22 protein-coding genes are annotated in these 25,172 nt (G+C 59.2%); 11 read left to right on the forward strand and 11 right to left on the reverse strand.

All coding sequences use genetic code 11. The features are described from left to right. Positions 1-52: 52 nt before the first annotated feature. From recJ to xerD, 3 genes are all read right to left on the reverse strand, one after another. Positions 53-1,762 (reverse strand): single-stranded-DNA-specific exonuclease RecJ, encoded by a 1,710-nt coding sequence (recJ, locus tag AC22G1_RS15445; protein ID WP_487314158.1) that lies wholly within the window; start codon positions 1,760-1,762, stop codon positions 53-55. Positions 1,763-1,839: 77 nt separating this feature from the next. Continuing rightward, the gene (gene dsbC / locus AC22G1_RS15450) at positions 1,840-2,547 is read right to left on the reverse strand and encodes a bifunctional protein-disulfide isomerase/oxidoreductase DsbC (RefSeq protein ID WP_487314159.1); all 708 of its coding nucleotides are present in this window, start codon (positions 2,545-2,547) and stop codon (positions 1,840-1,842) included. A 76-nt stretch (positions 2,548-2,623) separates the two neighbouring features. After that, positions 2,624-3,535 carry a site-specific tyrosine recombinase XerD gene (xerD, locus tag AC22G1_RS15455; RefSeq protein WP_487314160.1) on the reverse strand — a complete coding sequence of 304 codons (912 nt, stop codon included), beginning with the start codon at positions 3,533-3,535 and terminating at the stop codon, positions 2,624-2,626. On the opposite strand from xerD, the gene fldB reads away from it, so the two are divergent. Continuing rightward, positions 3,534-4,058, forward strand: coding sequence for a flavodoxin FldB (gene fldB / locus AC22G1_RS15460; RefSeq protein WP_487314161.1), 525 nt, complete (start codon positions 3,534-3,536; stop codon positions 4,056-4,058). The two genes, xerD and fldB, sit on opposite strands and share 2 nt — an antisense overlap. A 24-nt stretch (positions 4,059-4,082) precedes the next feature. On the opposite strand, the gene brnQ is transcribed toward fldB, so the two are convergent. Beyond that, positions 4,083-5,399: a branched-chain amino acid transport system II carrier protein gene (gene brnQ, locus AC22G1_RS15465; RefSeq protein ID WP_487314162.1), complete on the reverse strand. Its 1,317-nt coding sequence runs from the start codon at positions 5,397-5,399 to the stop codon at positions 4,083-4,085. Positions 5,400-5,467: 68 nt separating this feature from the next. Next, a complete protein-coding gene (locus AC22G1_RS15470; protein ID WP_487314163.1) occupies positions 5,468-6,166 on the reverse strand; it encodes a tRNA1(Val) (adenine(37)-N6)-methyltransferase in 699 nt (232 codons plus the stop codon). 83 nt (positions 6,167-6,249) lie between these two features. On the opposite strand from AC22G1_RS15470, the gene srmB reads away from it, so the two are divergent. After that, positions 6,250-7,599, forward strand: a complete 1,350-nt coding sequence (gene srmB, locus AC22G1_RS15475) for an ATP-dependent RNA helicase SrmB (RefSeq protein ID WP_487314164.1) — start codon at positions 6,250-6,252, stop codon at positions 7,597-7,599. A gap of 47 nt (positions 7,600-7,646) precedes the next feature. Here srmB and AC22G1_RS15480 read toward each other — a convergent pair whose 3' ends face one another. After that, positions 7,647-8,006, reverse strand: a complete 360-nt coding sequence (locus AC22G1_RS15480; protein ID WP_487314165.1) for a YkgJ family cysteine cluster protein — start codon at positions 8,004-8,006, stop codon at positions 7,647-7,649. Positions 8,007-8,259: 253 nt separating this feature from the next. On the opposite strand from AC22G1_RS15480, the gene AC22G1_RS15485 reads away from it, so the two are divergent. The 3 genes from AC22G1_RS15485 to AC22G1_RS15495 all read left to right on the forward strand — a co-directional run bounded on the left by AC22G1_RS15485 (position 8,260) and on the right by AC22G1_RS15495 (position 10,903). Then, entirely contained in the window at positions 8,260-8,649 is a 390-nt protein-coding gene (locus tag AC22G1_RS15485) for a DUF6491 family protein (RefSeq protein ID WP_487314166.1), read from the forward strand. A gap of 102 nt (positions 8,650-8,751) precedes the next feature. Further along, entirely contained in the window at positions 8,752-9,120 is a 369-nt protein-coding gene (locus tag AC22G1_RS15490) for a DUF6491 family protein (protein ID WP_487314167.1), read from the forward strand. 175 nt (positions 9,121-9,295) lie between these two features. Further along, positions 9,296-10,903 (forward strand): endonuclease, encoded by a 1,608-nt coding sequence (locus AC22G1_RS15495; protein WP_487314168.1) that lies wholly within the window; start codon positions 9,296-9,298, stop codon positions 10,901-10,903. Between the two features lie 27 nt (positions 10,904-10,930). Here the strand turns inward: AC22G1_RS15495 and AC22G1_RS15500 are convergent, their stop codons facing one another. Both AC22G1_RS15500 and AC22G1_RS15505 read right to left on the reverse strand, forming a co-directional pair. Continuing rightward, complete coding sequence (locus AC22G1_RS15500) at positions 10,931-12,037, reverse strand: HD domain-containing phosphohydrolase (protein ID WP_487314169.1); 1,107 nt, start codon at positions 12,035-12,037, stop codon at positions 10,931-10,933. Continuing rightward, positions 12,024-14,522: a sensor histidine kinase gene (locus AC22G1_RS15505; protein ID WP_487314170.1), complete on the reverse strand. Its 2,499-nt coding sequence runs from the start codon at positions 14,520-14,522 to the stop codon at positions 12,024-12,026. Before AC22G1_RS15505 ends, AC22G1_RS15500 begins: the two co-directional genes overlap by 14 nt. A gap of 423 nt (positions 14,523-14,945) precedes the next feature. Between AC22G1_RS15505 and AC22G1_RS15510 the strand changes: the two genes are divergently transcribed. Further along, positions 14,946-16,625, forward strand: a complete 1,680-nt coding sequence (locus tag AC22G1_RS15510; protein ID WP_487314171.1) for a methyl-accepting chemotaxis protein — start codon at positions 14,946-14,948, stop codon at positions 16,623-16,625. Positions 16,626-16,667: 42 nt separating this feature from the next. Here AC22G1_RS15510 and yaaA read toward each other — a convergent pair whose 3' ends face one another. Next, positions 16,668-17,441 carry a peroxide stress protein YaaA gene (gene yaaA, locus AC22G1_RS15515; protein WP_487314172.1) on the reverse strand — a complete coding sequence of 258 codons (774 nt, stop codon included), beginning with the start codon at positions 17,439-17,441 and terminating at the stop codon, positions 16,668-16,670. A gap of 76 nt (positions 17,442-17,517) precedes the next feature. Next, positions 17,518-18,993 (reverse strand): alanine/glycine:cation symporter family protein, encoded by a 1,476-nt coding sequence (locus AC22G1_RS15520; protein ID WP_487314173.1) that lies wholly within the window; start codon positions 18,991-18,993, stop codon positions 17,518-17,520. A 184-nt stretch (positions 18,994-19,177) separates the two neighbouring features. On the opposite strand from AC22G1_RS15520, the gene rdgC reads away from it, so the two are divergent. Then, positions 19,178-20,092 (forward strand): recombination-associated protein RdgC, encoded by a 915-nt coding sequence (gene rdgC, locus AC22G1_RS15525; protein WP_487314174.1) that lies wholly within the window; start codon positions 19,178-19,180, stop codon positions 20,090-20,092. A gap of 38 nt (positions 20,093-20,130) precedes the next feature. On the opposite strand, the gene AC22G1_RS15530 is transcribed toward rdgC, so the two are convergent. Then, on the reverse strand, positions 20,131-20,985 hold the full coding sequence (locus AC22G1_RS15530) for an HDOD domain-containing protein (RefSeq protein WP_487314175.1): 855 nt from the start codon (positions 20,983-20,985) through the stop codon (positions 20,131-20,133). A gap of 116 nt (positions 20,986-21,101) precedes the next feature. Here AC22G1_RS15530 and trhP point away from each other — a divergent pair, with 116 nt between their 5' ends. The 4 genes from trhP (at position 21,102) to AC22G1_RS15550 (ending at position 25,140) form a co-directional block, all read left to right on the forward strand. Continuing rightward, positions 21,102-22,385 (forward strand): prephenate-dependent tRNA uridine(34) hydroxylase TrhP, encoded by a 1,284-nt coding sequence (trhP, locus tag AC22G1_RS15535; protein WP_487314176.1) that lies wholly within the window; start codon positions 21,102-21,104, stop codon positions 22,383-22,385. Further along, entirely contained in the window at positions 22,382-22,621 is a 240-nt protein-coding gene (locus tag AC22G1_RS15540; RefSeq protein WP_050657684.1) for a YfhL family 4Fe-4S dicluster ferredoxin, read from the forward strand. The genes trhP and AC22G1_RS15540 overlap by 4 nt, the downstream gene beginning before the upstream one ends. A gap of 122 nt (positions 22,622-22,743) precedes the next feature. Continuing rightward, the gene (locus tag AC22G1_RS15545; RefSeq protein ID WP_487314177.1) at positions 22,744-24,123 is read left to right on the forward strand and encodes a YjiH family protein; all 1,380 of its coding nucleotides are present in this window, start codon (positions 22,744-22,746) and stop codon (positions 24,121-24,123) included. A 75-nt stretch (positions 24,124-24,198) separates the two neighbouring features. Continuing rightward, positions 24,199-25,140 carry an aq_1923 C-terminal domain gene (locus AC22G1_RS15550; RefSeq protein ID WP_487314178.1) on the forward strand — a complete coding sequence of 314 codons (942 nt, stop codon included), beginning with the start codon at positions 24,199-24,201 and terminating at the stop codon, positions 25,138-25,140. Positions 25,141-25,172: the final 32 nt, after the last annotated feature.

The raw sequence follows: 25,172 nt of genomic DNA on the forward strand, positions 1-25,172 counted from the left end.
TGTCAGCCGCCGAAAAAGAGGCAGAATTTTAGCCTATTTCTGCCCCCAGTTCCTAGGCCGGCTCGATGTGATCTACCAGTAATTGCACCGACTGGCGGCCTTTGTACTCGTTGATGTCCAGTTTATAGGCAGCCTGGACCCATTCAATGGCCGGGTTGGGCCAGGTATCTAGGTCGGCATTGAAATGAATGGCGTCAATCAGCTGCTCGCGCCCGGCAGGGCTTAGTACCAGTTTCAAATGCTTTTGCCCCACCAGCCGCTGGCTAACCACCTTGAAGTGGCCATCAAACACCGGCTCGCTAAAGGCCTGGCCCCAGGGGCCGCCGTCACGTAAAAGCTGCGCCGTCTCCAGGCTGAACTCACTGGGCAATAGCTCGCCGTCACTTAAAATTTCGCCGGTCAGCATATGGGGTTCGAGCTTGGCCTCGGCCGCTTTGACAAAAGCGGCATTGAAACGCTCGAAATTTTCCGGGCGAATAGACAGCCCCGCCGCCATGGCGTGGCCACCAAACTTGATGATAAGGCCGGGGTTTTGGGTGTCTACCTCGTCTAAAAGGTCACGCAGATGCAGGCCGGGAATGGAGCGGCCCGAGCCCTTGAGCTCGGTCTCGCTTGCCGGGGCAAAGGCAAACACCGGCCGGTAAAAGCGCTCCTTGATACGGGACGCCAAAATGCCAATCACCCCCTGGTGCCAGTCTTCCCGGTACAAGGCGATACCGGCCGGGGCCTCGGTGATATCCACCTTAGCAAGGGCCGCCAGCGCTTCTTGCTGCATGGAGCTTTCAATCTCGCGGCGCTCGCGGTTAAGGCTGTCCAGTTCGGCGGCAATGAGCCGGGCCTGGTGAAAGTCGTCGGTGACCAACAGGCTTACCCCCAGGGACATTTCATCCAGGCGCCCGGCGGCGTTAATGCGTGGCCCCAAAAAGAACCCAAGGTCACTTGCCGCCAGCCGTCTTGGCTCGCGCCCCGCCACCTCGCAAAGAGCCAAAATGCCGGGGCGGCAGCGCTGGGCGCGAATGCGGTTAAGGCCCTGATGCACCAAAATGCGGTTGTTGCCATCCAGCGGCACCACGTCGGCAACGGTGCCCAAGGCAACGATGTCCAACAGGTCGGCGAGGTTGGGTTCGGCCCGATTGGCAAACCAGCCTGAGTCGCGCAAATGGGCGCGCAGCGCCAGCATCAGGTAAAAAGCCACCCCTACCCCGGCCAGGGCCTTGGAGGGAAAGGCGCAGCCTTCGAGGTTGGGGTTAACAATGGCATCGGCACAGGGCAGCTCGCTGCCCGGCAGGTGGTGGTCGGTAACCAGCACATCAAGGCCAGCGGCCTTGGCGGCAGCCACCCCGGCAATGGACGAGATGCCGTTATCCACGGTAATAAGCAGCTCGGCGCCCCGCGCCACCGCCACCTCGACAATCTCCGGCGACAGCCCATAACCGTACTCAAAGCGGTTGGGCACCAGAAAATCCACCTGCTCTGCCCCCAGCATTTTTAGCGCCAGGATACAAAGAGCCGAGCTGGTGGCGCCGTCGGCGTCAAAATCGCCGACGATAAGCATGCGCTTTTGCGCCGCCAGCGCCCCGGCCAGCAGCTTTACCGCCGCATCCATGCCTTTTAAGGCCTGAAAGGGAGCCAGGCCCTTGGCACTTTTTTCAAGTTCACTAAGGGCCTTCACGCCGCGGCTTACATAGATACGGGTAAGCAGCGGCGGCAAAGGCCAATTGGGCAATTCTTGCGGTTCGGGACGGCGGACTATCTTTGGCATGGACGAAAAAGGCGGCTTGCGCCGCCGTTTTTTAATGTTCTGATGGCCCACAGTCTAAGCAATGTGGGCGCCTATCTCTACTGCTTTTCCAGCGCCTGCACCAACCGCTCCGGCGGCAAGTAACCAGGCACCAGGGTGCCGTCTTCGAGGATCATCGACGGAGTGCCGGTGACATTCAAAGAGCGGCCCAGTTGGTAATGCTCTGGCACCGGATCGTCGGCGCAGCTGGCCTTGGGCACCTGTTGGCGGTGCTTGGCCAGGTTCATGGCCGCTTGCTGGTCTTTGGCGCACCACACCGATTCCAGCTCGGTGGCGGCAGGGGAACTGAGCCCGGCACGGGGGAAGGCCAAATAACGAATGGTGATGCCCAAATCGTTGTACTGCTTCATATGGGCGTGTAGGCGCTGGCAATAGCCGCAGTCGGTGTCGGTAAAGACGGTAACCACATGCTTTTGCTGGGCGGCGGGGAAGACGATCATCGAGGCCTCATAAGGCTTGATGGCGGCCAGGCGCACGTCGTCCAGGCGTTTTTCGGTGAGGCTGGTGAGCTTGTCGTCCTTGAGGCTGTAGAGGTTACCCGACAGCACATAGTTACCGTCTTCTGAGACATAGAAAACGCTGTTGCCAGCCACCACTTCAAACATGCCCGGCACCGGCGACGGAGCGATGGTTTTCACTTTGGCCCCAAGTTTGGCCTGTACCTTGGCCCGGATCTCCTTCTCACCGGCCTGGGCACCCACGCTTATCAGAGCCAGGGCCAACAGGCCCCCGGTAAATGCGTTCATCCTTCCATTCCTCATTTGCTCCCCATTTGCGGGGCAACGCTACAAGCTGTTAACAGCAACTGCAAGGGCGTTGCGACTAACCGCGGGGATGATGCTGACCATGAAAGCTTTTTAAACGCTCCCTGGCTACATGAGTGTAGATCTGGGTGGTGGAGAGATCCGCATGACCCAGCAGCATCTGCACCACCCGAAGGTCGGCGCCGTGGTTAACAAGGTGGGTGGCAAAGGCGTGGCGCACCGTGTGTGGCGAAAGATCGCTTTTCAGCCCTGCCTCCAACGCATAGCGCTTGATGCGGTGCCAGAAGGTCTGGCGGGTCATCTGCTGGCCGCGCTGGGAGGGAAAGAGCACGTCGCCGTCACTGATAAGGGCCGGGCGGGCGTATTTAAGGTATTGGTCCAGCCAATGCAGGGCCTCTTCGCCCATGGGTACGATGCGTTCCTTGTCGCCCTTGCCTATCACCCGCACCAAGCCTTGGCGCAAGTTGACGCAATCGCGGGTCAGCCCCACCAGCTCGCTGATGCGAAGGCCGGCGGCGTACAAAAGCTCCAGCATGGCTTTGTCGCGAAGGCCAATGGGCTCTTCCAGGTTTGGGGCGTCAAGCAGTAAATCGACGTCCGCTTCCGAGAGGGTCTTGGGTAGCGGCCGGCTAAGGCGCGGGCGCAGCAGTGGCGCCGTGGGGTCGTCGCTGCGGGCCTTTTCACTGAGCAGGTACCCGTAATAGCGCTTGGCGGCGCTTAGCAGCCGGGCGGTGGAAGAGGCTTTGTAGTCCGCGTGTTGGCGCCAATCGAGAAAATCGCGCAGGTCATCGCTGCTTAACTGCTTAAAGGCGCGGCCATTAGCCCTTGCCCACTGGGCCAGAGCTTTTAAATCGCGGCCGTAACTGTCGATGGTGCGCTCGGAGAGGCGCTCAACCAGCAGCAGGTGATCGAGAAAGGGCTGATATTCTGCTAAGCTGCCGCCATCGCTTTTGTTGTCTGAATTAGTCATGCGAATTGGCCTTTTTTACGGCTCCACCAACTGCCATACCGAAATAGTCGCAGAAAAGATCCGCGGCGTCATCGGTGAAGAGTTAGTGGAACTCAATAACCTCCGTGATGTTCCCGTGGCCTTGATGGCCGATTACGATCTGTTGGTCCTCGGCATTCCCACCTGGGATTTCGGGCAATTGCAGGAAGACTGGGAAGACCAGTGGGACGCCCTCGATAGCGCCGAGCTGGACGGCAAAACCATCGCCCTGTACGGCATGGGTGACCAGTTGGGTTACGGCGAATGGTTCCTCGACGCCATGGGCATGCTCAAGGAAAAGCTCAGCAGCCACCAGGTGCGTTTTATCGGCGCCTGGCCGGTGGCGGGCTACGAATTTGACGCCTCCAAAGCGCTGAGCGACGACGCCAGCCACTTTGTGGGCCTGGCGCTGGATGACGACAACCAGTGGAAGCTCACCGACGAGCGCCTGCAAAGCTGGTGCGTGCAAATCCTCGAAGAATACGCCGCGTCCCTCGGCGAATAAAAAAGGCGCCTTCTGGCGCCTTTTTTAATTAAGCACTTCCGAGCGCACGGCTTCTGCCCGCCGGAACATGGCCATCACCACCAGCGCGGCGGCGGTAGGCACCAGCCAGCCCAGGCCATCTTCAAAGAACGGCAGGTGCGACAGCCACTGCTCAGGCACCGGCAAACCGGCAGCCTTGAGGCCATCGAACAGGGCAAAGAAAGCGGTGATGCCCACCACCAGTTGCTGGCCCCAGCGCTTATGCCCCACTACTCCTGCCAACAGGCGCAGCGCCACCAGGGCAACAGCCACCGGATAGACAAAGAACAGCACCGGCACCGAGATGGCAATAAGTTGGCTCAGCCCCACGTTGGCCACCAGCGCTGAGCCGGTTGCTACCACCGCCGCCACCAGTTTGAGGTTAAGGCCCAGGGTTGCGTTGAAATACTCGGCGCAGGAGCTGGTAAGCCCCACGGCCGTGGTGAGGCAAGCCAGGGTTACCACCGCCGCCAGCAGATACAGGCCAGCCGGGCCAAACAGCGCTTCGATGGCGGGCACCAGTACGTCGGCGCCGTCTTTGGGGTTGGTTACCAGGTGGCCGGAGGTGGCCCCCAGGAAGAACAGGGTGATATACACCAGGGCCAGGCCAGTAGCGGCCATGGCGCCAGCCATACACAGGTAACGAAACTGCGCCTTGCGGTCTTCTACGCCACGGGATTTAAGGGCGTTAACAATCACCAGGCCAAACAGCAGCGCACCCAGGGTATCCATGGTCATGTAGCCTTCCAAGAAGCCCTTGGCAAAAGGCGCCTTGTGCCAGGCGACGTTGGAGCTGCCAATCTCCCCCAGGGGATGGAACACCAGCATCACGGCGATGGCGGCCAGCAGCACCAGCAGCACTGGGGTTATCACCTTACCCACCACGCTCAACAGCTTGCCGGGGCGGATGGCCAGATAAAAAGTCAGAGCAAAAAAGCCAAGGCTATAAAGGGCCTGGGTCAGCCAGTCGGGGTTACTGATAAAGGGGCTGAAACCGAGCTTATAAGCCACCAGGCCGGTGCGCGGCGTGGCAAAGAACGGGCCCAAAATCAGGTAAATGGCGATACAAAGCGCCAGCGACAGGCCCTTTGGCAGCACTTTGGAGAGGGTTTCCAGGCCGCCGCCCGCCAGGGCCACGGCAATAATGGTGAGCAAAGGCAGGCCCACGGCGGTCATCAGGAAGCCGACAATGGACGATGACAAGTCACCGGCCGATTGCAGCCCCGCCAGGGGCGGGAAAATCATATTTCCTGCGCCCAGGAAAAAGGCGAAGGTCATGAACCCCAGCGCCAGTACATCAGCGCCTTTCAACTCTTTGGCCACGCATTAACTCTCGAAAAAAAGTGAAGGCGAAGGGGTACCATGATTTGCGCCGGGGCCACAACCTTTGATTAGAAGTTGAGGTAAAAATCCCTGCCCAGTGCACGAAACGCCGCCGTCCAGCGGCCATCGAGCTCGCGAAGTACGAGCTCTGAGCAGTCAAGCGCCCCAGGCTGGCGGCGCCATTGCAGCAAGGCCCGCACCGGCTCGGTTTTACCGGCCACCGAATACACGGCGCAGCGCCGGTAAAGGTGATAGCCCTGCTCGGCCATGGGCTCGCACCATTGCTGCTGCGTTTGCCAGGGCAGCACCATGGCCACCTCTTCGCCGCCAAGGCGGGCGCAGTTGGCGGCCAGCACAGGGGCCGGCAAAGCGCTGATATGCCGCGCCTGGTCGCGCCCGGCGTGGGGCGAGCGCACATCGGGGCTAAAAAAGGGCGGGTTGGAGACAATCAGCCGGTAGGGCCCGCCCACAAAGCCATTGATATCGCCCTGGTGCAGGGTGATGCGCCCGGAAAAGGGGCTGGCGGCCACGTTATCTTGGGCCTGGGCGCAGGCATCACTGTCGAGTTCTACCGCATCGAGGAGTAAGGCCGCTCCGCGCTGGGCCAGCATCAAGGACACCAACCCGGTGCCGGCGCCGATGTCCAGCACCGCCCCTTGTTGCGGCAATGCCGCCCATAGCCCCAATAACACGCCGTCGGTGCCCACTTTCATGGCCGAGCGCTCGTGAGCGACAAAAAATTGTTTGAACTGGAAACCTTTACTCATAGCTGCGAGATTGTACCCCAGTGCCACTTTGCCTAAAATCAGCGCCCCCTTGCCTGTGTTGCAGGCCAACCTGAGGAACTCCCATGGCATTTGAACATCTGGAACTGGACCCGGCCCTGCTTGAAGCCGTCAGTGAACTGGGCTTTAAGAAACCGACCGCCATCCAAAGCCAGGCCATTCCGGCTGCCATGGACGGTCACGATCTGCTGGCCATGAGCCCCACCGGCACCGGCAAAACCGCCGCCTTCTTGCTGCCGGCCCTGCAACACCTGTTGGATTATCCAAAAAAGCGCAAGGAGCCGCCACGGGTTCTGGTGCTCACCCCCACCCGCGAGCTGGCCTTGCAGGTAGAAGCCGACGCCAAGGCCCTGGCCGGCAAGACCCCCATCGGCATCGGCTCGGTGATTGGCGGTGTCGATTATAAAGTCCACGGCAAGGCCCTGGGCGGCGAAGTAGACCTCATCGTAGCCACCCCTGGCCGGCTGGTGGAGTACATCGAGAAAGACCTGTTTGACTGCATCGCCGTGGAGATCCTTATCCTCGATGAAGCCGACCGCATGCTGGAAATGGGCTTTCAAAAGGACATGGAGCGGATCCTCGAGAAATGCGAGCAGCGCCGCCAGACCCTGCTGTTCTCTGCCACCCTCGAAGGCCATAACCTCGAGCAGTTTGCCGAGAAGGCGCTGACCGATCCGGTGGAGCTGAGCGCCGACCCGTCCCGCCGCGAGCGCAAGAAAATCCACCAGTGGGCCTATTACTGCGACGACAAAGCCCACAAGTTCAAGCTGCTGCTGGCGCTTTTGAAAGATCCGGAAGCCGAAAAGGTGCTGGTGTTTGTCAAAACCCGCGACAAGCTGGCCGAACTGCGTGACCAGTTGGCCGGGCAAAAAGTGCCCTGCGTGTGGTTGCAGGGGGAAATGGCCCAGGACAAACGCAACAACGCCGTGGCCCGCTTTAAAAGCGGCCAGGTGCCGGTGCTGCTGGCCACCGATGTGGCCGCCCGCGGCCTGCATATCGACGACATCAGCCATGTCATCAACTACGACATGCCCCGCACCGCCGACATTTATATCCACCGCATCGGCCGTACCGGCCGGGCTGGTGCCAAAGGCACCGCCATCAACCTGATTGAGGCGCACGATCTGTCCATGCTGCGCCGGGTTGAGCGCTACCAGAGCGACCCCATCAAGGTGCGAGTGGTGGACGAGCTGCGGCCCAAGTCCAAGTTCAAAGAGCCGGTGAAAAAGAAAAAGGACAAGACCCTCAAGCCCAGTGCCAAAAAGGCCCTGGCGAAGAAAAAGGCCAAAAAGGAAGGCAAGCAACTGGAGCGCAAAAAGCTGCGCCACCGCGACACCAAGAACAAAGGTGCGCCGCGCGGCAGTGAAGCCCGCCAGCGCAGCGATGTCGCCCGCGGCAAGACCGGCGAAGAGTAAGCCCCGGCCCAATAAAAAAGGCAGCGCAAGCTGCCTTTTTTATTGCCTCACGCCGCCGGTGCGATGTGGATGATCGGCAGCGGAGCCAGGCCGTGGTGGGCACGGGCCTTGTCGCAATCGGGGTTATGAATGCCAAGAAAGCCTGAGTATTCAAATTCCCGGCAGGGGCTGGGCCGCTTTTCATACATGGTGCAGGCCACCGCCTGGCCAATGTCGCCACCCAAGGACACACAGCGGCAGCCATTGCGGCTCTCGGTGCCCTTCATGCAGCTCAAGTACGGGTTGACCTGTGAGGTCAGCTCATCGGGTACGGTGCCGCCGCCCAGTTCCGACTCTGCCCAGTAAAAGGACACGCGAAAATAGGCGCAGCAGGCACCACAGGAAACGCACGGATTCACTACAGTCATGCAGCACGCACTCCGCACCTTATTCAGGTAAAGAATTGATATTGTTGAAAACACAAAGAAAATGGCCGGTCGGCCAACTGCCGGGAAAGGACATCCCAAACAGCGCTCTATTCTCGTCTGGCTCGGGGGATTTTGACAAGATCCCCGGCGAGGAATTTTAGCGGCCCTGCAAACAGACTATTTCCATAATGGCGCCGCACTTCTGGCCATAATAGCCCTCTGAAATCTTGTACTTAACAGAGGAGAAGCCGTAATGAAAGTCGTGCTCAAAACCGCCCTGGTTGCTCTGCCCCTGCTGCTCAGTGCCTGTGCCAGTCACCCTGAAGCCAAAGCCAAACCTATCCCTTGGAACAAGTACGTGACCCGCCAAGCGGTAGACGTTATGAACCCCGATTTTAGTAATTTCCGGATTGTCGGTACCGATCAGGTAGTGTTGTGGGACAGCCCAAGAGAAGCCTACCTGGTCACCACCGCCGGCGGCTGCTTCTTTGACAATTCCTACCCGGTGCTGGGCTTTACCAACCGCGACCAAATGTTCAACCCCCTCACCGACACCATCATCTACGACCACCAGCGCTGCCCTGTGGTCAAGATTGACCAGCTCAATACCGAGCTGCTCAAGGCCGATGGGGTATTCAAGTAAAGCCAGCTTGGCACCAGGGCCCTGCCCGCTCTGGTGCCCGCCGCTATACTCGCCCGGCACGGCGCGCTATAAAGGACGGGAGCCAACACAAGGAGTGACCCGATGCGCATCCTGTTTAGCCTGCTGGCCTTGTTGCTCAGCGCCTGCGCCGCCAAACCGGCCGAACCGGTGGACTGGCAGCAGTACACCAGCAGCGAAGAGCAGCAAATTCGCTCGTTAAGCCTCAGCCGCTTTGAAATCGCCAGCCGCGACCAGGTGATCATCTGGGACGGCATAAACAAGGCCTACCTGCTCACCACCACCACCGGCTGCTTTTTAGACTCCACCCTACCGGCCCTGGCGTTTAGCCGCGGCAATGCCCTGATCCGGGTACGCAGCGATGCGGTGCTCTACGGTGGCCAGCGCTGCACCATCAAACGCATTCAAGGCCTGGACGTGCTAAAAATGCGCCAGGACAACCTCACCCCCTGACTCCCAAGGCAGAGAAAAATCGGGCACGGTTCAGGCTGCCTGGTTTGATGAATTTTTCGCGAAGATAGCCAATAAGCAGGTCAAAAAGCGGGCAATGCCATTGCCCACTTTTTAACATTCCTTTATCAAAGCCCGGTGCCTTTGCACACAAAACCACAATCACAGGGAGTTGATAATGAAACCTTTTTGGCTTTTAGGATTGAGTCTGGGCCTGGCGGCCACGGCTCAGGGGCAGGTGGTGATCAGCGAAGTGCTGTACGACGCCCCCAACAACGACAGTACCGAGGAGTTTGTCGAGCTATACAACAGCGGCTGTAGCGCTGTGGATCTGTCCGGCTACCAATTGCAGGACAACAGCACCAGTTTCAGCCTGAGCGGCAGCCTGCCGGCTGGCGGCTACCTCACCGTAGCCCGCTCCAGCAGCGGCTTTTACAGCTTATTTGGCAGTAACCCCGATATTAGCGGCATGACCCTGGCGCTGGGTAACTCCGGCGACTACGTCAAATTGCTGCAAGGCACCAGCCTTATCGACCAGGTGGGCTGGGAAGGCGGTCTTTCCGGTTGGAGCCTTAACGCCAGCAACGTGGCCATCGAGCGGGCGGCCTTGACGGCCACCAGCAACCAAGACGATTGGCGAGTCGCCGCCACGGCCGGCAGCCCCGGCAGCGGGCCGCTGCAAAGCGATTGTGGCAGCGGCGATGACGGCAGCGGCACCCCAAGCGCCACCGCTCTTGCCAACGGCGTGGCCAGCACCGGCCTTGGCGGCCAGAGTGGCCAGCTGCAAAGCTTCTACATCGATGTAGACAACGCCCCGGTCACAGTAGTGACCAGTGGCGGCAGCGGTGATGCCGACCTCTACCTCAAAGCAGGCAGCGCCCCCAGTACCAGCAGCTACGATTGCCGCTCCATTCAGTCGGGTAACAGCGAAAGCTGCGTGGTGTCCGCCACCGGCCGGGTCTTTGTCAGCCTTTACGGTTACGCCACCTACAGCGGCGTCAGCCTGACCGCCAGCTTCGACACCGGCAGCGATAACGGCGGTGGTGATGGCGGCGATACCGGCGGCGGCAGTAGCGACACCGACAGCTACTACGCCTCGGCCCTGGGTAAAAGCGGCAGCGCCCTCAAGGCGGCCCTCAACGCCATCTTGCAAGACGCGGTGCACTTCAGTTATTCCCAGGTTTGGGACCAACTGGAATACACCGACGAAGACCCAAACAACAGCAACAACGTGATTTTGCTCTACTCTGGCCGCTCCGAGGCCAAGAGCTTCAGGGCCGGCCAGACCAACGACCAGGACGCCTGGAACCGCGAGCATGTCTGGGCCAAAAGCCACGGCTTTCCATCGTCCAGCCAATACGCCTACACCGACATCAACCACCTGCGCCCGGCCGATGTGTCCATCAACAGCGCCCGAGGCAACAAGGATTTTGACTGGGGCGGCACCGCCCTTAGCGAATCGCCCGAGAACAAAACCGACAGCGACAGCTTTGAACCGGCCGATGCGGTAAAAGGCGATGTGGCGCGGATGCTGTTCTACATGGACGTACGCTACGAAGGGAACGACAGCTCAGGAGTGCCGGATTTAACGCTGGTGAACAGCACCGGCACCAGTGGGGCCCAGCTTGGCGACCTGTGCACCTTGCTGGAATGGAGCGCCCAGGACCCAGTATCGGATTGGGAGCGGCGCCGCAACGAGCGGGTGTTTGAGCGCCAGCACAACCGCAACCCCTTTATCGACCACCCCGAATGGGCCCAGTCCATCTTCGGCGCCAGCTGTAACTAACCCAAAAGCCGCCCAAGGGCGGCTTTTTTATCCGGCCTGCAGCGCAGCGCCGCCCAACACATCAGGCGTGCAGGCTCCCGCCAGCCGCTCCCGGATAGCTTCTACCTCGTCCTGGACCTCTAAAAAGGCGCTCACCAATCGCGGGTCAAGTTGAGAACCAGCCATGGCTTCCAGCATTTGCGCGCAGTGTTGTGGCCCTTTGGGCTCTTTGTAGGGGCGAGTTGAACGCAGCGCGTCGTAGACGTCACAGACGCTGGTAATGCGGGCGCAAAGGGGAATGGCTTCACCTCTAAGGCCCCTTGGGTAACCGCTGCCATCCCACCATTCGTGGTGGCAGTAGGCGATTTCAGCCGCCATGTTGATAAGCTCGCTTTTGGTACCAGCACCCAAGATCTGATGGCCGATGCTGGCATGTTGCTGGATGATTTTGCGTTCATCCGGGTTGAGCTTGCCGGGTTTTAGGAGGATTTGGTCGGGGATGCCAATTTTGCCCACATCATGCATGGGCGCCGCCACCTCGATTTGCGCGCAAAAATCGGGGTCACAGCCAATATGGCGAGCCAACAGGGCACCACTCATACCGATGCGAATAACGTGTTCGCCGGTTTCGCTGTCGCGATAGGCTGCTGCCCTGGCCAGGCTGAAGATGATTTCCATCTGTGACTCGCGCAGCTTTCTGGTGCGCTGCTCTACCAGTTGCTCCATATCCCAAAGCCGTTGGTTCAACGCGCGGTGCAGGAAGCTGCGCTCCAAGGTGTTGGTAATGCGCAGTAGCACTTCTTGCACGTCAAAGGGCTTTACGATGAAGTCGCAAATTCCCTTACCCAGGGCTTGGTGGCGAAGCTCCCTGTCGTTAAGGGCGGTCACCATGATCATGGGCGGCGGCGTCAGCAAGTGCTCACGCAGCACATCCACCAGCTCCAGGCCGGTCAGGCCCGGCATGTTTTGGTCCATCAACAACAGGTCTACCGGCTGCGATTGGATATAGGCCAGCACTTGGCGAGGATCGGTAAGACTGTGAATATGCCGGTAGCCGCCGATGTCGAGGATCTCGGTCATCAGCAATACATTGGTCTGGATATCGTCTACCACCAGGATCTGGGCATTTTTGATTGCCGGATCAACTGACCTCATCTGCGCGTTCTCCTGTCCAGGGCAGCCAGAAAGTAAAGGTGGAACCGCTTCCTTCTTTACTGTTGACCTCAATATAGCCTCCCATCAACTCCGCCAGCTCCTTACTCACCGCAAGGCCAATGCCGCTGCCGTTGATGGCCGAGTTGGCGTTGCCTAACCGCTCGAACGGCTCGAAGATGCGCGCCGTGCTGTGGTTAGGAATGCCGATACCGGTGTCTTTCACCTCAAAACCGATGTTGCCTTCCCGGTAGGTTAGGCCCACCACAACAGAGCCGCCGGCCTTGTTGTATTTGATGGCGTTACTGAGCAGGTTAAGCAGCACCTGCTTGATACGCCCACCATCCCCAAGATAACTAAGAGAGCCACTAAGCTCGCTGTTAAGTACTACCTGACGCTTGGCCGCCTCGGGGGCCATCATTGCCAGGCATTGCCCCGCAACATCGGCCAGATCAATAAGGGCCGGAGCGAGGCTCAGGCTGTGTTTTTCAAGCCGCACATGCAGCAGCAAGTCTTCAATCAACTGATTAAGGTGCTGGCTGGCCGCCACTATCTGGTTAACAGAGCGTAATGCGGCGGGGTCTGTCACCTGGCATTGCAGTACTTGGCTGAACCCCGAAATGGCATGGAGCGGCGTTTTCAGCTCGTGGGACACAGAAGACAAAAACAGCGACTTGGCCTTGCTCGCCTCTTCTGCGGCGTCTCGGGCTTCTTTGAGCGCACTTTCGATTGCCTTGCGGCGGCTGATATTGGCGGTAATGCCAGTAACACGGGGCTGTGGGTCGTTAATTGGAGTATTGAGCTGGGCCCTGGCATTGAGCCAGACCCAATCACCAGCGCTATTTTTTACCCGGTAATCAAGACTGAAGGGCTCGGCGGTTTTCAATGCCTGCCCAAGCACCTCTTGCATGCGCTGCCTGTCATCAATATGGCAACTGTCCAGATACTGCCTGAGGCTTAACGAGCGAGGGGGCTGGCCGCTTCCACTATGGGCATACACCAAAAACTGATGGTTATTGGGCCAATATTCCCACACCACATCACCACTGTTTTCAAGGGCTTGACGGACCCGGGTTTCGCTGGCTTCAAGGGCGGCAACGGTCTCGCCCAGGGCTTGGCCCATATCGGCTACCCCATTGGCAAAATGCTGAAGCTCAACCAACGGCAAAGGCGGCGCTTTGGTCTGGTAATTGCCCTTTTTGATAGCAGTGACCATGTCGATGATGGCCCCAACCGGCCCGGACAAGCTGTCGCTGAGGCGCCGCGCTTTGGCGTGGACGTACAAGAAAAAAACCAGATAAAACAGCACTAACCCCGCGATCATCAGCAGCCCGACATGCCGAAATCGCTGCGCCAGGCCGTTGGCATTGGCAAAGAGGGTGTTTTCATCCACCACGGTCAGCAGCGTCCAGCCGTTGTCGGGGATCCGCGCCCAAGCCAACATCCGGTTACTGCCGCCCAGCTGCATCTGCATAACGCCTTTGGGCTTGGCGGCAATGGCGCGGGCCAGAAGCGCAGTGTCCTGGCGCTTATTCAGATTAAAGGCAGCCGGCAGCGCGGTTTCTTCAGATACTTTCTTAAGGCCTTGCGGCTGAGCAGGTAAGGCAAAGTCTCGCTGGCCGGACTCGGGCACAGCCAGCATGGTCATGTCGTTATCCAGCAGCAAGGCATAACCTTGCCAGGGTAACTTGATGGCGAGGATGGTGTGGATGATCCTCTCCATGGTGATATCAAAACCCACCACCCCTTCGAGAAAATCACCGCGATACACCGGCGCAACGACCGACGTCATCCAGCCACTGCCGGCCGGGTCCAGATAGGTATTGGTCCAGACCGGTTCACGCTTTGGGTCGTGGGCGCCGTCGGCCAGGTAGTAAAAGTTGAAGCTGGGAATATCCAGGGTAGCCAGGTACTGCGCCTGGGTATCGAAGAAAGGGTAGATACGGTTGTAGCTGTCAAAGCTGTTGAAATAGCTCTGCACAACCAGCGGCTGGTCTTCTACCAGCGATATCATCAAGGGGTCCAGCCGGCTCAGGCGGTAGACCTTGTCCAGGCTCTGGCGTTCAGCCGGAGTAATGGCAGAGTAAAAAGAGGCGGCGCCACCGATATCGGCGATGCTGTGCAGCACACCATTGCCATTGCGCACGTAGTTGGCCCGCTCTTCAGCCGGCACCTGCCGGTAGGGCGTTTGCAGCGCCTTGGCGGTTTGCTCAGCAAATACCTTCAGCAAAGTCTCGACGCCACTCAAGCGACTTACGATAAGCTCCGCTTCTCGCTCGGCTTCGTGGGCCAGAGCCACCGTTGCAGTGTCATGCAAGTAGTTGATGTTGCTGTTGCGAATAGTGGCATTGGTGGCCAGGTACGCCACCACCAACAATGCTTCCACCAGCAATAGCGGCACGATGGAGTGGCGCAGGAAGGCGAGCCATAACCAGGAGCGAAAACGGATGTGATAAACGGATTCCAAAGCCACGACAACCTGCTGCATTTGGTTTATACAAGCATCGCAATTAGGCATTTGCGATTATTTGACTCATGCAAATGACTTATAGCGCTAAACAAGGTTCGCTGCCTGAAAATTGCACAGACTGCTTGGCCGCTCACAGCACTCAGTTGAGCCAGTGCCGAGATCCTGCGCAAGCTACCAATAAATGACTTTTACAATCAGCCAGTTGGCATATTCCTCTGGCAGCACCAGACTGGTGTGCAGGCATTGCTTATAAAAGGTAGAACCCCTAATGCCTGATTGGCTAAAGATCGGACCACCCCAGGTCGCTTACAGCCAGTAACAGAAAGGTTCTTCACACTGACCGCAGTCGTTAGCCCAGGCGGCGTCAGCACCATTGGGTGCCTTGCGCCCTACCCTTTCATCCAATCCTTGCCACTGTCGTTTGACAAGGGAGAGTAAGCCTTGGCTATCAACATCAAATCGAAAGTTATTCTGCTCGCTATTGTGCCTTGCCTGCTGATGGCAACGGTTATCAGTGCCATCACCTGGTATGTCCTGCAAAACCTGGCAGCCCAGGAAGTAGCCCATACCCAGCAGCGCTTGTTGGAAGAACGTAAGCTGGCCCTCAAGCACTATCAGGAGATCGGCGAAGCGGCCATCAAACCGATTTACGATGCCTCAGCGCCCGGCGACATGGCCGCCCGCGACAAGGCTCTTGAGATCCTCAAACACCTTTTGTACGACAAAGCCAGTTACTTCTTCGGTTACGATTCCAGCTACAAAAGGGTGTTCTGGGCCGACAAGAACATCGATATCGGCAAAAGCTTTGCCGACGCCAAAGATGCCAACGGCGTCTACGTTATTCGCGGCCTGGTGGATAACGCCAAAGACGGCAGCCACTACCTGCGTTACGACTGGACAGTGCCCGGCAGCAGCAAGCCCATTCCCAAACTCGGCTACACCAGTTACCTGCCGAAATGGGATTTGGCCTTCGGCACCCAGGTAAACCTCGACGATATCGACGTGGAAGTGGCCAAGGTGGCAGCCACCACCCAGCGCCGTATAAACAACATTACGTCGCTGATTGTCACCGTTATTCTCGGCAGCCTGGTCGTGGTGGCGATAGTGGGCACCGTGCTTGGCCGGGGCCTGGTTAAGCCGCTACTGGTTATCAAGGAAAACCTCGACGACATTGCTGCCGGCGAAGGTGACCTCACTCGCCGCCTGCCTGAGCGCAGCCAGGACGAGCTGGGCGCCCTGGCCCGCTCCTTTAACCGCTTTGTGGAGAAAATCCACGGCCTGGTGCGGCAAATCACCGAGATGACCGGCCAGCTCAACAACCTGGTTGGCGACATGGCCGACCAGGCCCAGCGCTCCGAGGCGGCCATGAACCGCCAGCGCCACGAAACCGACCAGGTAGCCACCGCCATCCACGAGATGTCGGCCGCCGCTTCTGAGGTGTCTACCAGCGCCCAAGGAGCCGCCACGGCGGCGCGTGAGTCCAGCGACGTAGGTAAAGGCGCCAAACAGGTGGTGAGCCGCAGTATCGACAGCATTCACCTGCTGATTGGCGAGATTAGCGACAGCAGCCAGTCACTGGACCAGCTGCAAAACGACGTACAAGCCATCGCCAGCGTAGTGGAGGTGATCCGCTCCATTGCCGACCAAACCAACCTTTTGGCCCTCAACGCCGCCATTGAAGCGGCCAGGGCCGGTGACGCCGGCCGCGGCTTTGCGGTAGTGGCAGACGAAGTGCGGGCGCTGGCCAGTCGCACCCAGCAAAGTACCCAAGAGATCCAGCAGATGATAGACAGCCTGCAACAGGGTACTCAGCAGGCGGTAGTTACCATGGGCCGCTCCAGCGAAACCGGCCAGAGCACCGGCGTGCTGGCCAATGAAGCCGGCCAATCCCTGGACGCCATTGCCCAGTTGATTGAAACCATCAACGACATGAACGCCCAGATAGCCAGCGCTTCGGAAGAGCAGCACGCAGTGGCCGAGGAGATCAGCCGCAGCATGACCCAAATTGCCCGGGAGGTAGACAGCGTGGCCGACGATGCCAAAGGCGCCGCCGGCACTGCCAAGGGCTTGTCGGGGGTAACCGAACGCCTGGGCAACCTGGTCAGGCAATTTCGCATCTAAACAAAAAAGCCGGCAGTTGCCGGCTTTTTTTATCAATGCATTTTATTGCTCGTGGCGCAGGAACACCCAGGTATCGCCCTTGGATTGTTCGGGGCTGAAAAAATAGCCGCCGTAGTCAAAGGCCTTGAGGTCTTCGGCTTTGCCAAGGCCTTTGTCGGCCGCATAGCGCACCATCATGCCCCGGGCTTTTTTGGCGTAGAAGCTGATGATTTTGAACTGGCCGTTTTTCTCGTCCTTGAACACCGGGGTAATAAGCCGGCCCTTGACCTGCTTGGGTTTGACCGACTTGAAGTACTCGGTGGAGGCCAGGTTCACCAGCTCGTCATTGCCACTCTCGGCCAGGGCCTGGTTGACCTTGTCGGTGACGATATCGCCCCAGAACTGGTAGAGGTTGCTGCCACGGGGGTTGTTAAGGCTGGTGCCCATTTCCAGGCGGTAGGGCTGCATCAGATCCAGCGGTTTGAGGAGGCCATAGAGACCGGAGAGGATGCGCAGGTGCTTTTGCACATAACCCAGGCCCTTGTCGCCAAGGCTTGGGGCATCGAGGCCGGTGTACACGTCGCCGGTAAAGGCCAGCACCGCCTGTTTGGCGTTATCGGGGGTAAAAGGCCTGTGCCACTCGGTAAACCGGGCAGCGTTAAGGCCAGCCAGTTTGTCGGAGATACTCATCAGGCTGGACAGCTCGGCCGGGGACAACTGGCGGCACACGTCGATAAGCTCGGCGCTTTGCTCAAGCAGCTCGGGCTGGGTGAAGGTGTCGGTAACGGGCGGGGTTTCAAAATCCAGGGATTTGGCCGGGGACACCAGCATCAACATGGGCAAGACTCCTTAAATCAAGTGCCCGCCACTCTAACAGATAAGCGGCCGCTAGGGGCCGCTTATCTGTCGATTGCTACGTTCGCTCGCTGCTCTTTTGCTGCTCCCAAACCCCGGGAGCGAGCTTGGGTTTGAGCTCGGGGAATTTACGCAGATCAAAGAACGGCGTCTTACCGGCGGCGCGCTGGCAGTTGTAGTCTCTGGCCACCTTAAAAACGATGTTGGACAGCAGCAAAATGGCAATGAGGTTAACAATGGCCATCAGCGCCATGGCGAGGTTGGCCATATCCCAGACGATTTGCAGCTTGGCCACGGCGCCAAACATCACCATGCCCAGCCCCAGCACCCGGTAGATACGGATGGCGGTGTCGGAGTCTTTGAGGAAATCGACGTTGATTTCGGCGTAGTAGAAGTTGGCCATGATTGAGGTAAAGGCAAAGAAGAACAGCGCTATGGCCACAAAGCCGTTACCCCAGCCGCCCACCTGGGAGCTGAGCGCCGCTTGGGTCAGGCTGACCCCTTCCACGCCGCCGGTGATCTTAACCCCAGACAGCAAAATGATGGACGCAGTCGCGGTGCAGATAACCAGGGTATCCACAAAGACCCCCAGCATCTGCACGTAGCCTTGGGAGGCCGGGTGCGGCGGCGTAGGCGCGGCGGTGGCAGCGGCGTTGGGGGCAGAGCCCATGCCCGCTTCGTTGGAGAAAAGCCCCCGCTGAATGCCTTCCATCATCGCCTTGGCAATGCCGTAACCGGCAAGGCCGCCAGCAGCCTGCTGGACCCCAAAGGCAGAGCCGATGATGAGCTTGAAGATGGCCGGCAGCTCAGAGATGTTCATGCCCACCACAATCAGCGCCACCGCCAGGTAGCCAAGGGCCATAAAGGGCACTACCACTTCGGCGACGCTGGCAATCACCCTAAGGCCGCCAAACACCACCAGGGCGGTGAGCAGCACGGTGGCCACGCCGGTTATCCAGCGCGGCACCGAGAAGGCCGACTCCACCGCCTCGGAGATGGAGTTGGACTGCACGGCGCAGAACACCAAGCCGAAGGCCAAAATCAGACACAGCGAGAACAAGATGCCCATCCAGCGGGCCTTGAGGCCAAACTGCATGTAATAGGCCGGGCCGCCACGGAAGTTACCGTGCTTGTCCTTGACCTTGAACACCTGGGCCAGGGTGCTTTCGACAAAGCTGGTGCTCATGCCGATAAAGGCAATCAGCCACATCCAGAAGATGGCGCCGGGGCCGCCGGCGGTGAGCGCCACCGCCACCCCGGCCAAGTTGCCGGTACCAACCCGAGCGGCAAGAGAGGTACAGAGCGCCTGGAAGGAGGACACGCCGCTGCTGTCACCCTGGCGGGAGTTTTTCAGCACCGAGAACATGTGGCCAAAATGGCGCACCTGAATGAATTTCAGACGAAGCGTAAAGTACAGACCGGCACCGATCAGCAGGTAGATCAATACCGATCCCCACAGCAATCCATTGAGCCAGTCCACAGCGGCACTGAAGTAGGAGAGGAGCAGTGCCCAGATATCTTGGTTTTCTTTCATGGCTGTATTACTTGTTGGGGAACACCGGTTCCGGCCTTTTGGCCGAAACAAAGAGCGGGAGTCTAGCACCGACCGCCAGGCGTCCATACCGCAAAAACGTGACCTGTGCGACATTTAGAAACGCTTTTACCCATCTGCTCCCTTTCATATACTCTTGCCCTTCACCCGCATTGAAGGACCCGCCATGTGGTTTAAAAACCTGATGTTGTACCGCCTGACCAAGCCACTTGGGCTGGTGGGTGACACCTTTACCCAACGCCTGGCCGACAACCGCTTCAGCCCCTGCGGCAGCCAGGACATCGCCCGCTATGGCTTTGTAAACCCGGTAACCCGCCGCGAAGAGGGCGAGTTGGCCCACTTTGGCGACGGCTGCTGGCTGCTGTGTGTACGCCAGGAAGAAAAACTGCTGCCTGGCGGCGTGATCAAAGAGCTGCTGGACGAGAAAGTCGACGAAATCCAGCAGGCCCAGGGCCGCCCGGTTGGCCGCAAGGAAAAACAAAGCATGAAGGAAGAGATCGTCACCGATCTGCTGCCTCGCGCCTTTGTTAAAAGCCGCTTTACCTACGCCTACATCAGTGAAAAACAAAACCTGGTGGTGGTGGACTCGTCCTCTGCCGCTCGCGCCGAAGAAGTGCTGGGGCTGCTGCGTAAATCCATCGGCTCGCTGCCGGTCACCCCAGTGACGGCAGCCACCCCGGTGGCGGTTAGCCTCACCGACTGGCTAAAAACCCAGGCGCCCAAGCCCTTTGAAGTGGAAGACGAGGCAGAGTTTAAATCCCTGCTCGAAGAAGGCGGCGTCATTCGCACCAAGAAGCAGGCCCTGAACGACGACGAGATAAGCACCATCCTCGACAACCAGCGCATGGTCTCCAAGCTCGCCATCAACTACCCGGACAACCTGTCCTTCGTGCTGGACGAGAACCTGGGCATCAAACGCCTCAAGTTTGCCGATGTCTTGCGTGAAGAAAACGACGATATCGACGGCACCGACCGGGTTGCCCGCCTGGACGCCGATTTCGTGCTGATGACCCGCACCTTCGAGCAGTTCATCCCCGAACTGCTGGCCGCCTTGGGCGGTGAGGCCGACCAACTGGCGTAACAAAAACCCATGAAAAAACGCGGCCAAGGCCGCGTTTTTTATAGGTCGAAGGCTTCTTTGAGTTCCGCCAAGGGCTCGGTAAAAGCCGGGTCCTCAAAGTAATCACTTGAGGGGATCAGCCCCTTGGCCAGCGCTTCAGCGGTCAAAGCATCGGTGTCGACGCCATAGCGCTGAAGCAAACCGCAGCTGAGCGCGCCTAAGCGCACAAAGGTGGCGTAATCGGGCTCGGGGGCCTTGTAGTCCGGGTCCTTCCAGTGGCGCACCACTTTTAACAGGTCCTCGTTAAAACCCCAAGAGCGCAGGATATTGAGCCCCAGTGGCTGGGCCAGGCGGTTGAGCACCTTTTTCAGCAGATAAGGGCTGGTGACCGCGTCCGGCATTTGCTCGGCCTCGGCCAGGATGGGCAGCACCCCGATATTGTGGATAAGCCCCGCCAGTTGGGCGCCGTCCACCGTCAGTTGCCGGGGGTTGGCGCCGCCCCTTGTCAGATACGAACCCAGCAGCAGACAAGCAGCGCTGGACACCGACACGCTCTCTTCCCACTCGGTCATCATCACGTCCTCAATGATGGGGTGGGAGCAGATAAAGAGCTGCTGCATGGCAGCGGCGGTGACCATGGAGCGGATCTGGCGGGTGCCGATGCGGCCAAGGGCGCCCTGGATGGAGTCTACCGCTGCCACCCGCCGGTAATGGGCGGTGTTGGCCATGCGGATCACCCGGGCGGCCAGGGCCGGATCCTGGCGGATGATATCGGCCAGTTCGTCCAGGGCTATCTCGTCCTTTTCGGTGGCCGAGCGCACCTGCAACGCCACCTCTGGCAGGGTGGGCAGGATCAGTGAGTCGTTCTTGATCTTGTGGATCAAGGATGCAAGCAAGTCGTTTTCATTGGCCATGGTTATCGAGCCATTCATCGTTATAGTGCCTAATCACTATACCTTAAGGCAGATCAATTTCATCCATGCAAAGCGGCGCTATGCTGCGCTCCCTTTAGCAGCCAGCCCAATATTCCATGCCAGCCCCAGAACTGCTCTGCCCTGCCGGTAGCCTCAAGCACCTCGAATACGCCTTTGCCTATGGCGCCGACGCCGTTTATGCCGGCCTGCCCCGCTATTCGCTGAGGGTGCGCAACAACAGCTTTACCCCCGAGAACATCCAGCAGGGCATCGACCGCGCCCATGAGCTTGGCAAAAAATTCTACTTGGTGGCCAACATCCAGCCCCACAACACCAAGGTCGATACCTTTATCCGTGACATGGCGCCGCTCATTGCCATGGGCCCTGACGCCCTTATCATGTCGGACCCCGGCCTGATTATGCTGGTGCGCAGCCATTTCCCGGACATGGCCATTCATCTGTCGGTGCAGGCCAACGCCATCAACTACGCCAGTGTCGACTTTTGGGCCCGCCAGGGCATAGCGCGGGTCATTCTGTCGCGGGAGTTGTCCCTTGAGGAAATCGCCACTATCCGTGAGCGCTGCCCCGGCACCGAGTTGGAAGTCTTTGTGCACGGCGCGCTGTGCATGGCCTTTTCCGGGCGCTGCCTGCTGTCGGGCTACATCAACAAACGCGACCCCAACCAGGGCGCCTGCACCAACGCCTGCCGCTGGCAATACAAGGCCAGCGCCGCCCGCGAAGACCAAAACGGCGATGTGGTCAGCCGCGAGCCGCAGATCATGGTGGTTACCGAGCAAAGCCGCCCTAACGAGCCGATGGCCGCCGAAGAAGACGAACACGGCAGCTACATCTTTAATTCCAAGGATTTACGGGCGGTGGAGCATGTGCCGGCGCTGGTGGCCATGGGGGTGCATTCGCTGAAGATTGAAGGGCGCACCAAAAGCCACTATTACGTGGCCCGCACCGCCCAGATTTACCGCCAGGCCATCGACGATGCCGTGGCCGGTAAACCCTTTGACGAGGGTTACCTGCAACAGCTCGAACATCTGGCCAATCGCGGTTACACCGAGGGCTTTTTGCGCCGCCATGGCCCGGCCAGCCTGCAAAACTACCAAAGCGGCAAACCTGAGTCGCCCCACCAGTTTGTCGGGGAAGTGTTGGGCGAGCAGCAGCAGGATGGCAGTGTCGATATCACCGTCAAAAACCGCTTTGCCCTGGGCGATAACTTGCTGCTGGTCACCCCCAAGGGGAACTACCCGCTGCACCTTGAGGCCCTTTTTGACAAAAAAGGCCAGCCCATTGCCGTGGCGCCCGGCGATGGCCATCAGGTGAAAGTGGCGCTGCCCCAGGCAATCGACTGCCGCCTGGGCCTGCTGGTCCGCCTGGGAGACACACCGTGACCCTGAGCATCGACAGCGATTGCATCAACTGCGATATGTGCGAGCCCGAGTGCCCCAACAAGGCCATCACCATGGGCCTTGCCATTTATGAAATCGACCCGGCCCGCTGCACCGAGTGCGAGGGCCACTACCCTGAGCCTCAGTGCGTCAACGCCTGCCCCATCGATTGCATCAGCCAGGGAGAGGTTGAAAGTAAAGAGACGCTGCTGGCCCGCTTTGCCGCCCTTTGGGGCTAGCCGTTATTTTGCGATCCCCGCCAAAGTCCCCCGCCGCTGCTCTTTACCCGGGCAGCGGCCCGTGGTTCACTTGCGCCCTTTGAAAAAAGAGCGCCCCGAGGGCCCTGAAAGGAAAGTCCAACGTGGAAAAGGTGACAGCCGCAGACGCCCCCCAATTCAAAGGCTCCAGGCTTCGTAACTATCTGATGTTCCTTATCCCATCGCTGATTGGGATCGGCCTTTTCATGACCCCGCTGCGCTACCAGGGCGACATCACCATCGCCATTGCGGTGGTGGCCAAGAGCTTTAAAGCGCTTTTGGAAGGGGTTATGCCCATCCTGCTGACCCTGATTGTCAGCCTCTCGGCCCTGGTTACCGTCTTTTCCCAACTGTTCAAACCCGCCAACGTGATGGCCAGCCCCTTTCTCAAGGGCCTGTTTTGCCCCAACTGGCTGTGGACATTGGTGCGGGTGATTGGCGCCGTGTTTGCTGTGCTGATTTATAGCGGCAAGGGCCCGGCCTACCTGCTGGACCCCAACACCGGCGGCCTGGTGTTTGGCGATTTGCTGCCAACCTTGTTCTCGGTGTTTATTTTTGCCGGTTTGCTGCTGCCGCTGCTGCTGGATTTTGGCCTGCTCGAATTCGTCGGCACCTTGATGACCAAGGTAATGCGGCCGGTATTCAAGCTGCCCGGGCGCAGCGCCGTGGACTGCTTTGCCTCCTGGCTGGGCGACGGCTCGGTGGGCATTCTCTTGACCGGCAAGCAATACGAAGGCGGCTTTTACACCCAAAAAGAAGCAGCCATCATCGGCACCACCTTCTCGGCGGTGTCCATCACCTTTTCCTTGGTGGTGCTGGCCCAGGTCAAACTGGAAGGCTATTTCCTGCCCTTTTACGGCGCCATCTGCCTGGCCGGTGTGGTAGCCGCCATCGTGGTGCCGCGCCTGCCGCCCCTTAGCTGGAAGAAAGATCACTTTATCGGTGGCAGCCCCCGCACCGGTGAAGAAGAAGCCATTCCCGGCCACCACGGCGTGATGAGCTTTGGCCTGGAGCGGGCCCTGCACCGCGCCGACAGCATCGAGAGCCTGAAAAAGCCCCTGGGCGATGGCATCAAAAACGCCCTGGACATGCTGCTGGGAGTGTTGCCGGTGGTGATGGCGGTGGGCACCATTGCGCTGCTCATCGCCGAGCACACTCCGGTCTTTGGCTGGCTGGGTAAACCCTTTGTGCCCTATCTGGAACTCTTGGGCATTCCCGAAGCGGTGGCCGCCTCCAAAACGGTGATGGTGGGCTTTGCCGACATGTTCATCCCCTCGGTGCTCATTACCGGGGTAGACAACGAAATGACCCGCTTCGTGGTAGCGGCCATGTCGGTGACCCAGCTGATTTATCTCTCCGAAGTGGGTGCCCTGCTGCTGGGTAGCCGCATTCCGGTCAACTTTATCGAGCTGTTCGTTATCTTCATTCTGCGTACCCTGGTGACCCTGCCGGTGATTGCCGCCGTGGCCCACTGGGTGTTCTAAGCCCGCTTTACAGCCCCCAAAGGCGCCCCTATGATGGGCGCTTTCTTTATTGCACCCCTGATAAGGACATCCCCCATGAGCAAAGTCATCAAAGGCGTTATCGCCGTTGCCGTTATCGGCGCCGTAGGCGTGCTGGGCACCAACTGGTATTTGAGTAAGCAGCTCAACGATACCATCGCTATTCAACAAAAGGAGTTTGCCAAACACGGTATGACCCTGAGCTACAGCGATGCCTCGGTTAACGTTCTGACCCACAGCTGGAGCATCAGCGGTTTTGACTTCCAAGGCCCAGAAGGCAGCTTGTTCAAAGTGGCCGAAGTCAGCTCCAACAACTTCGACATGGACCAGGTGCAGCCCCACAGCCTGGCGGAATTTTCCGGCCTGGAGCTGAGCCCAGAGCTGCTGCAACAAGCCCCAGCCGAGCTCAAGGATGCCCTGGGCAAGGTTAAGCTTCACGGCCGCCTGGAAAGCCACTACGACGCCAGCAAAGGCACCTTTGAGTCCAGCACACTGCTGGACGACAAGTCCCTTGGCGAAGTGGAAATGCAGTTCAGCACCGCCGGTGCCACCCCCTTTATCGAGTTCGCCAACCAGTACAGCCAAAAGCTGAAAGACAACCAGCCCAGGGGCGCCGACGCCGAGCGTCAGTTGCTGGGCCAGATGATGCCCAAGCTTCAGCAAATGGTGATCAACAACGTTAGCCTGCGGGTAAAAGACGGCGGCCTGGTGGACTTGTTCTACCGCTTGCGCGCTGCCGATACCGGCCTCGATAAGGCCAGCCTTCAGCAGCAGCTGGGCCAGCAGGTTGCCATGAACCCGGTGCTCACCGACGCCCAGCGCCAAACCCTGCAAGACTTCTTCCAGGGCGGCCACGAGCTGACCATCAAGGCAAGCCCCAGCGAGCAGCTCTCGGTCGGCGAAATGATGACCCCCGCCTTCCAGCAGCGCTTTAGCACCCCGCAGCAATTGCTGCACTTTCTTGGCCTGACCTTTAACGGTAACGGCTTCGAAGCTTAACCAAAGGGCGCCAAATGGCGCCCTTTTGGTAA

This window comes from Gallaecimonas zhanjiangensis (genome assembly GCF_057624825.1).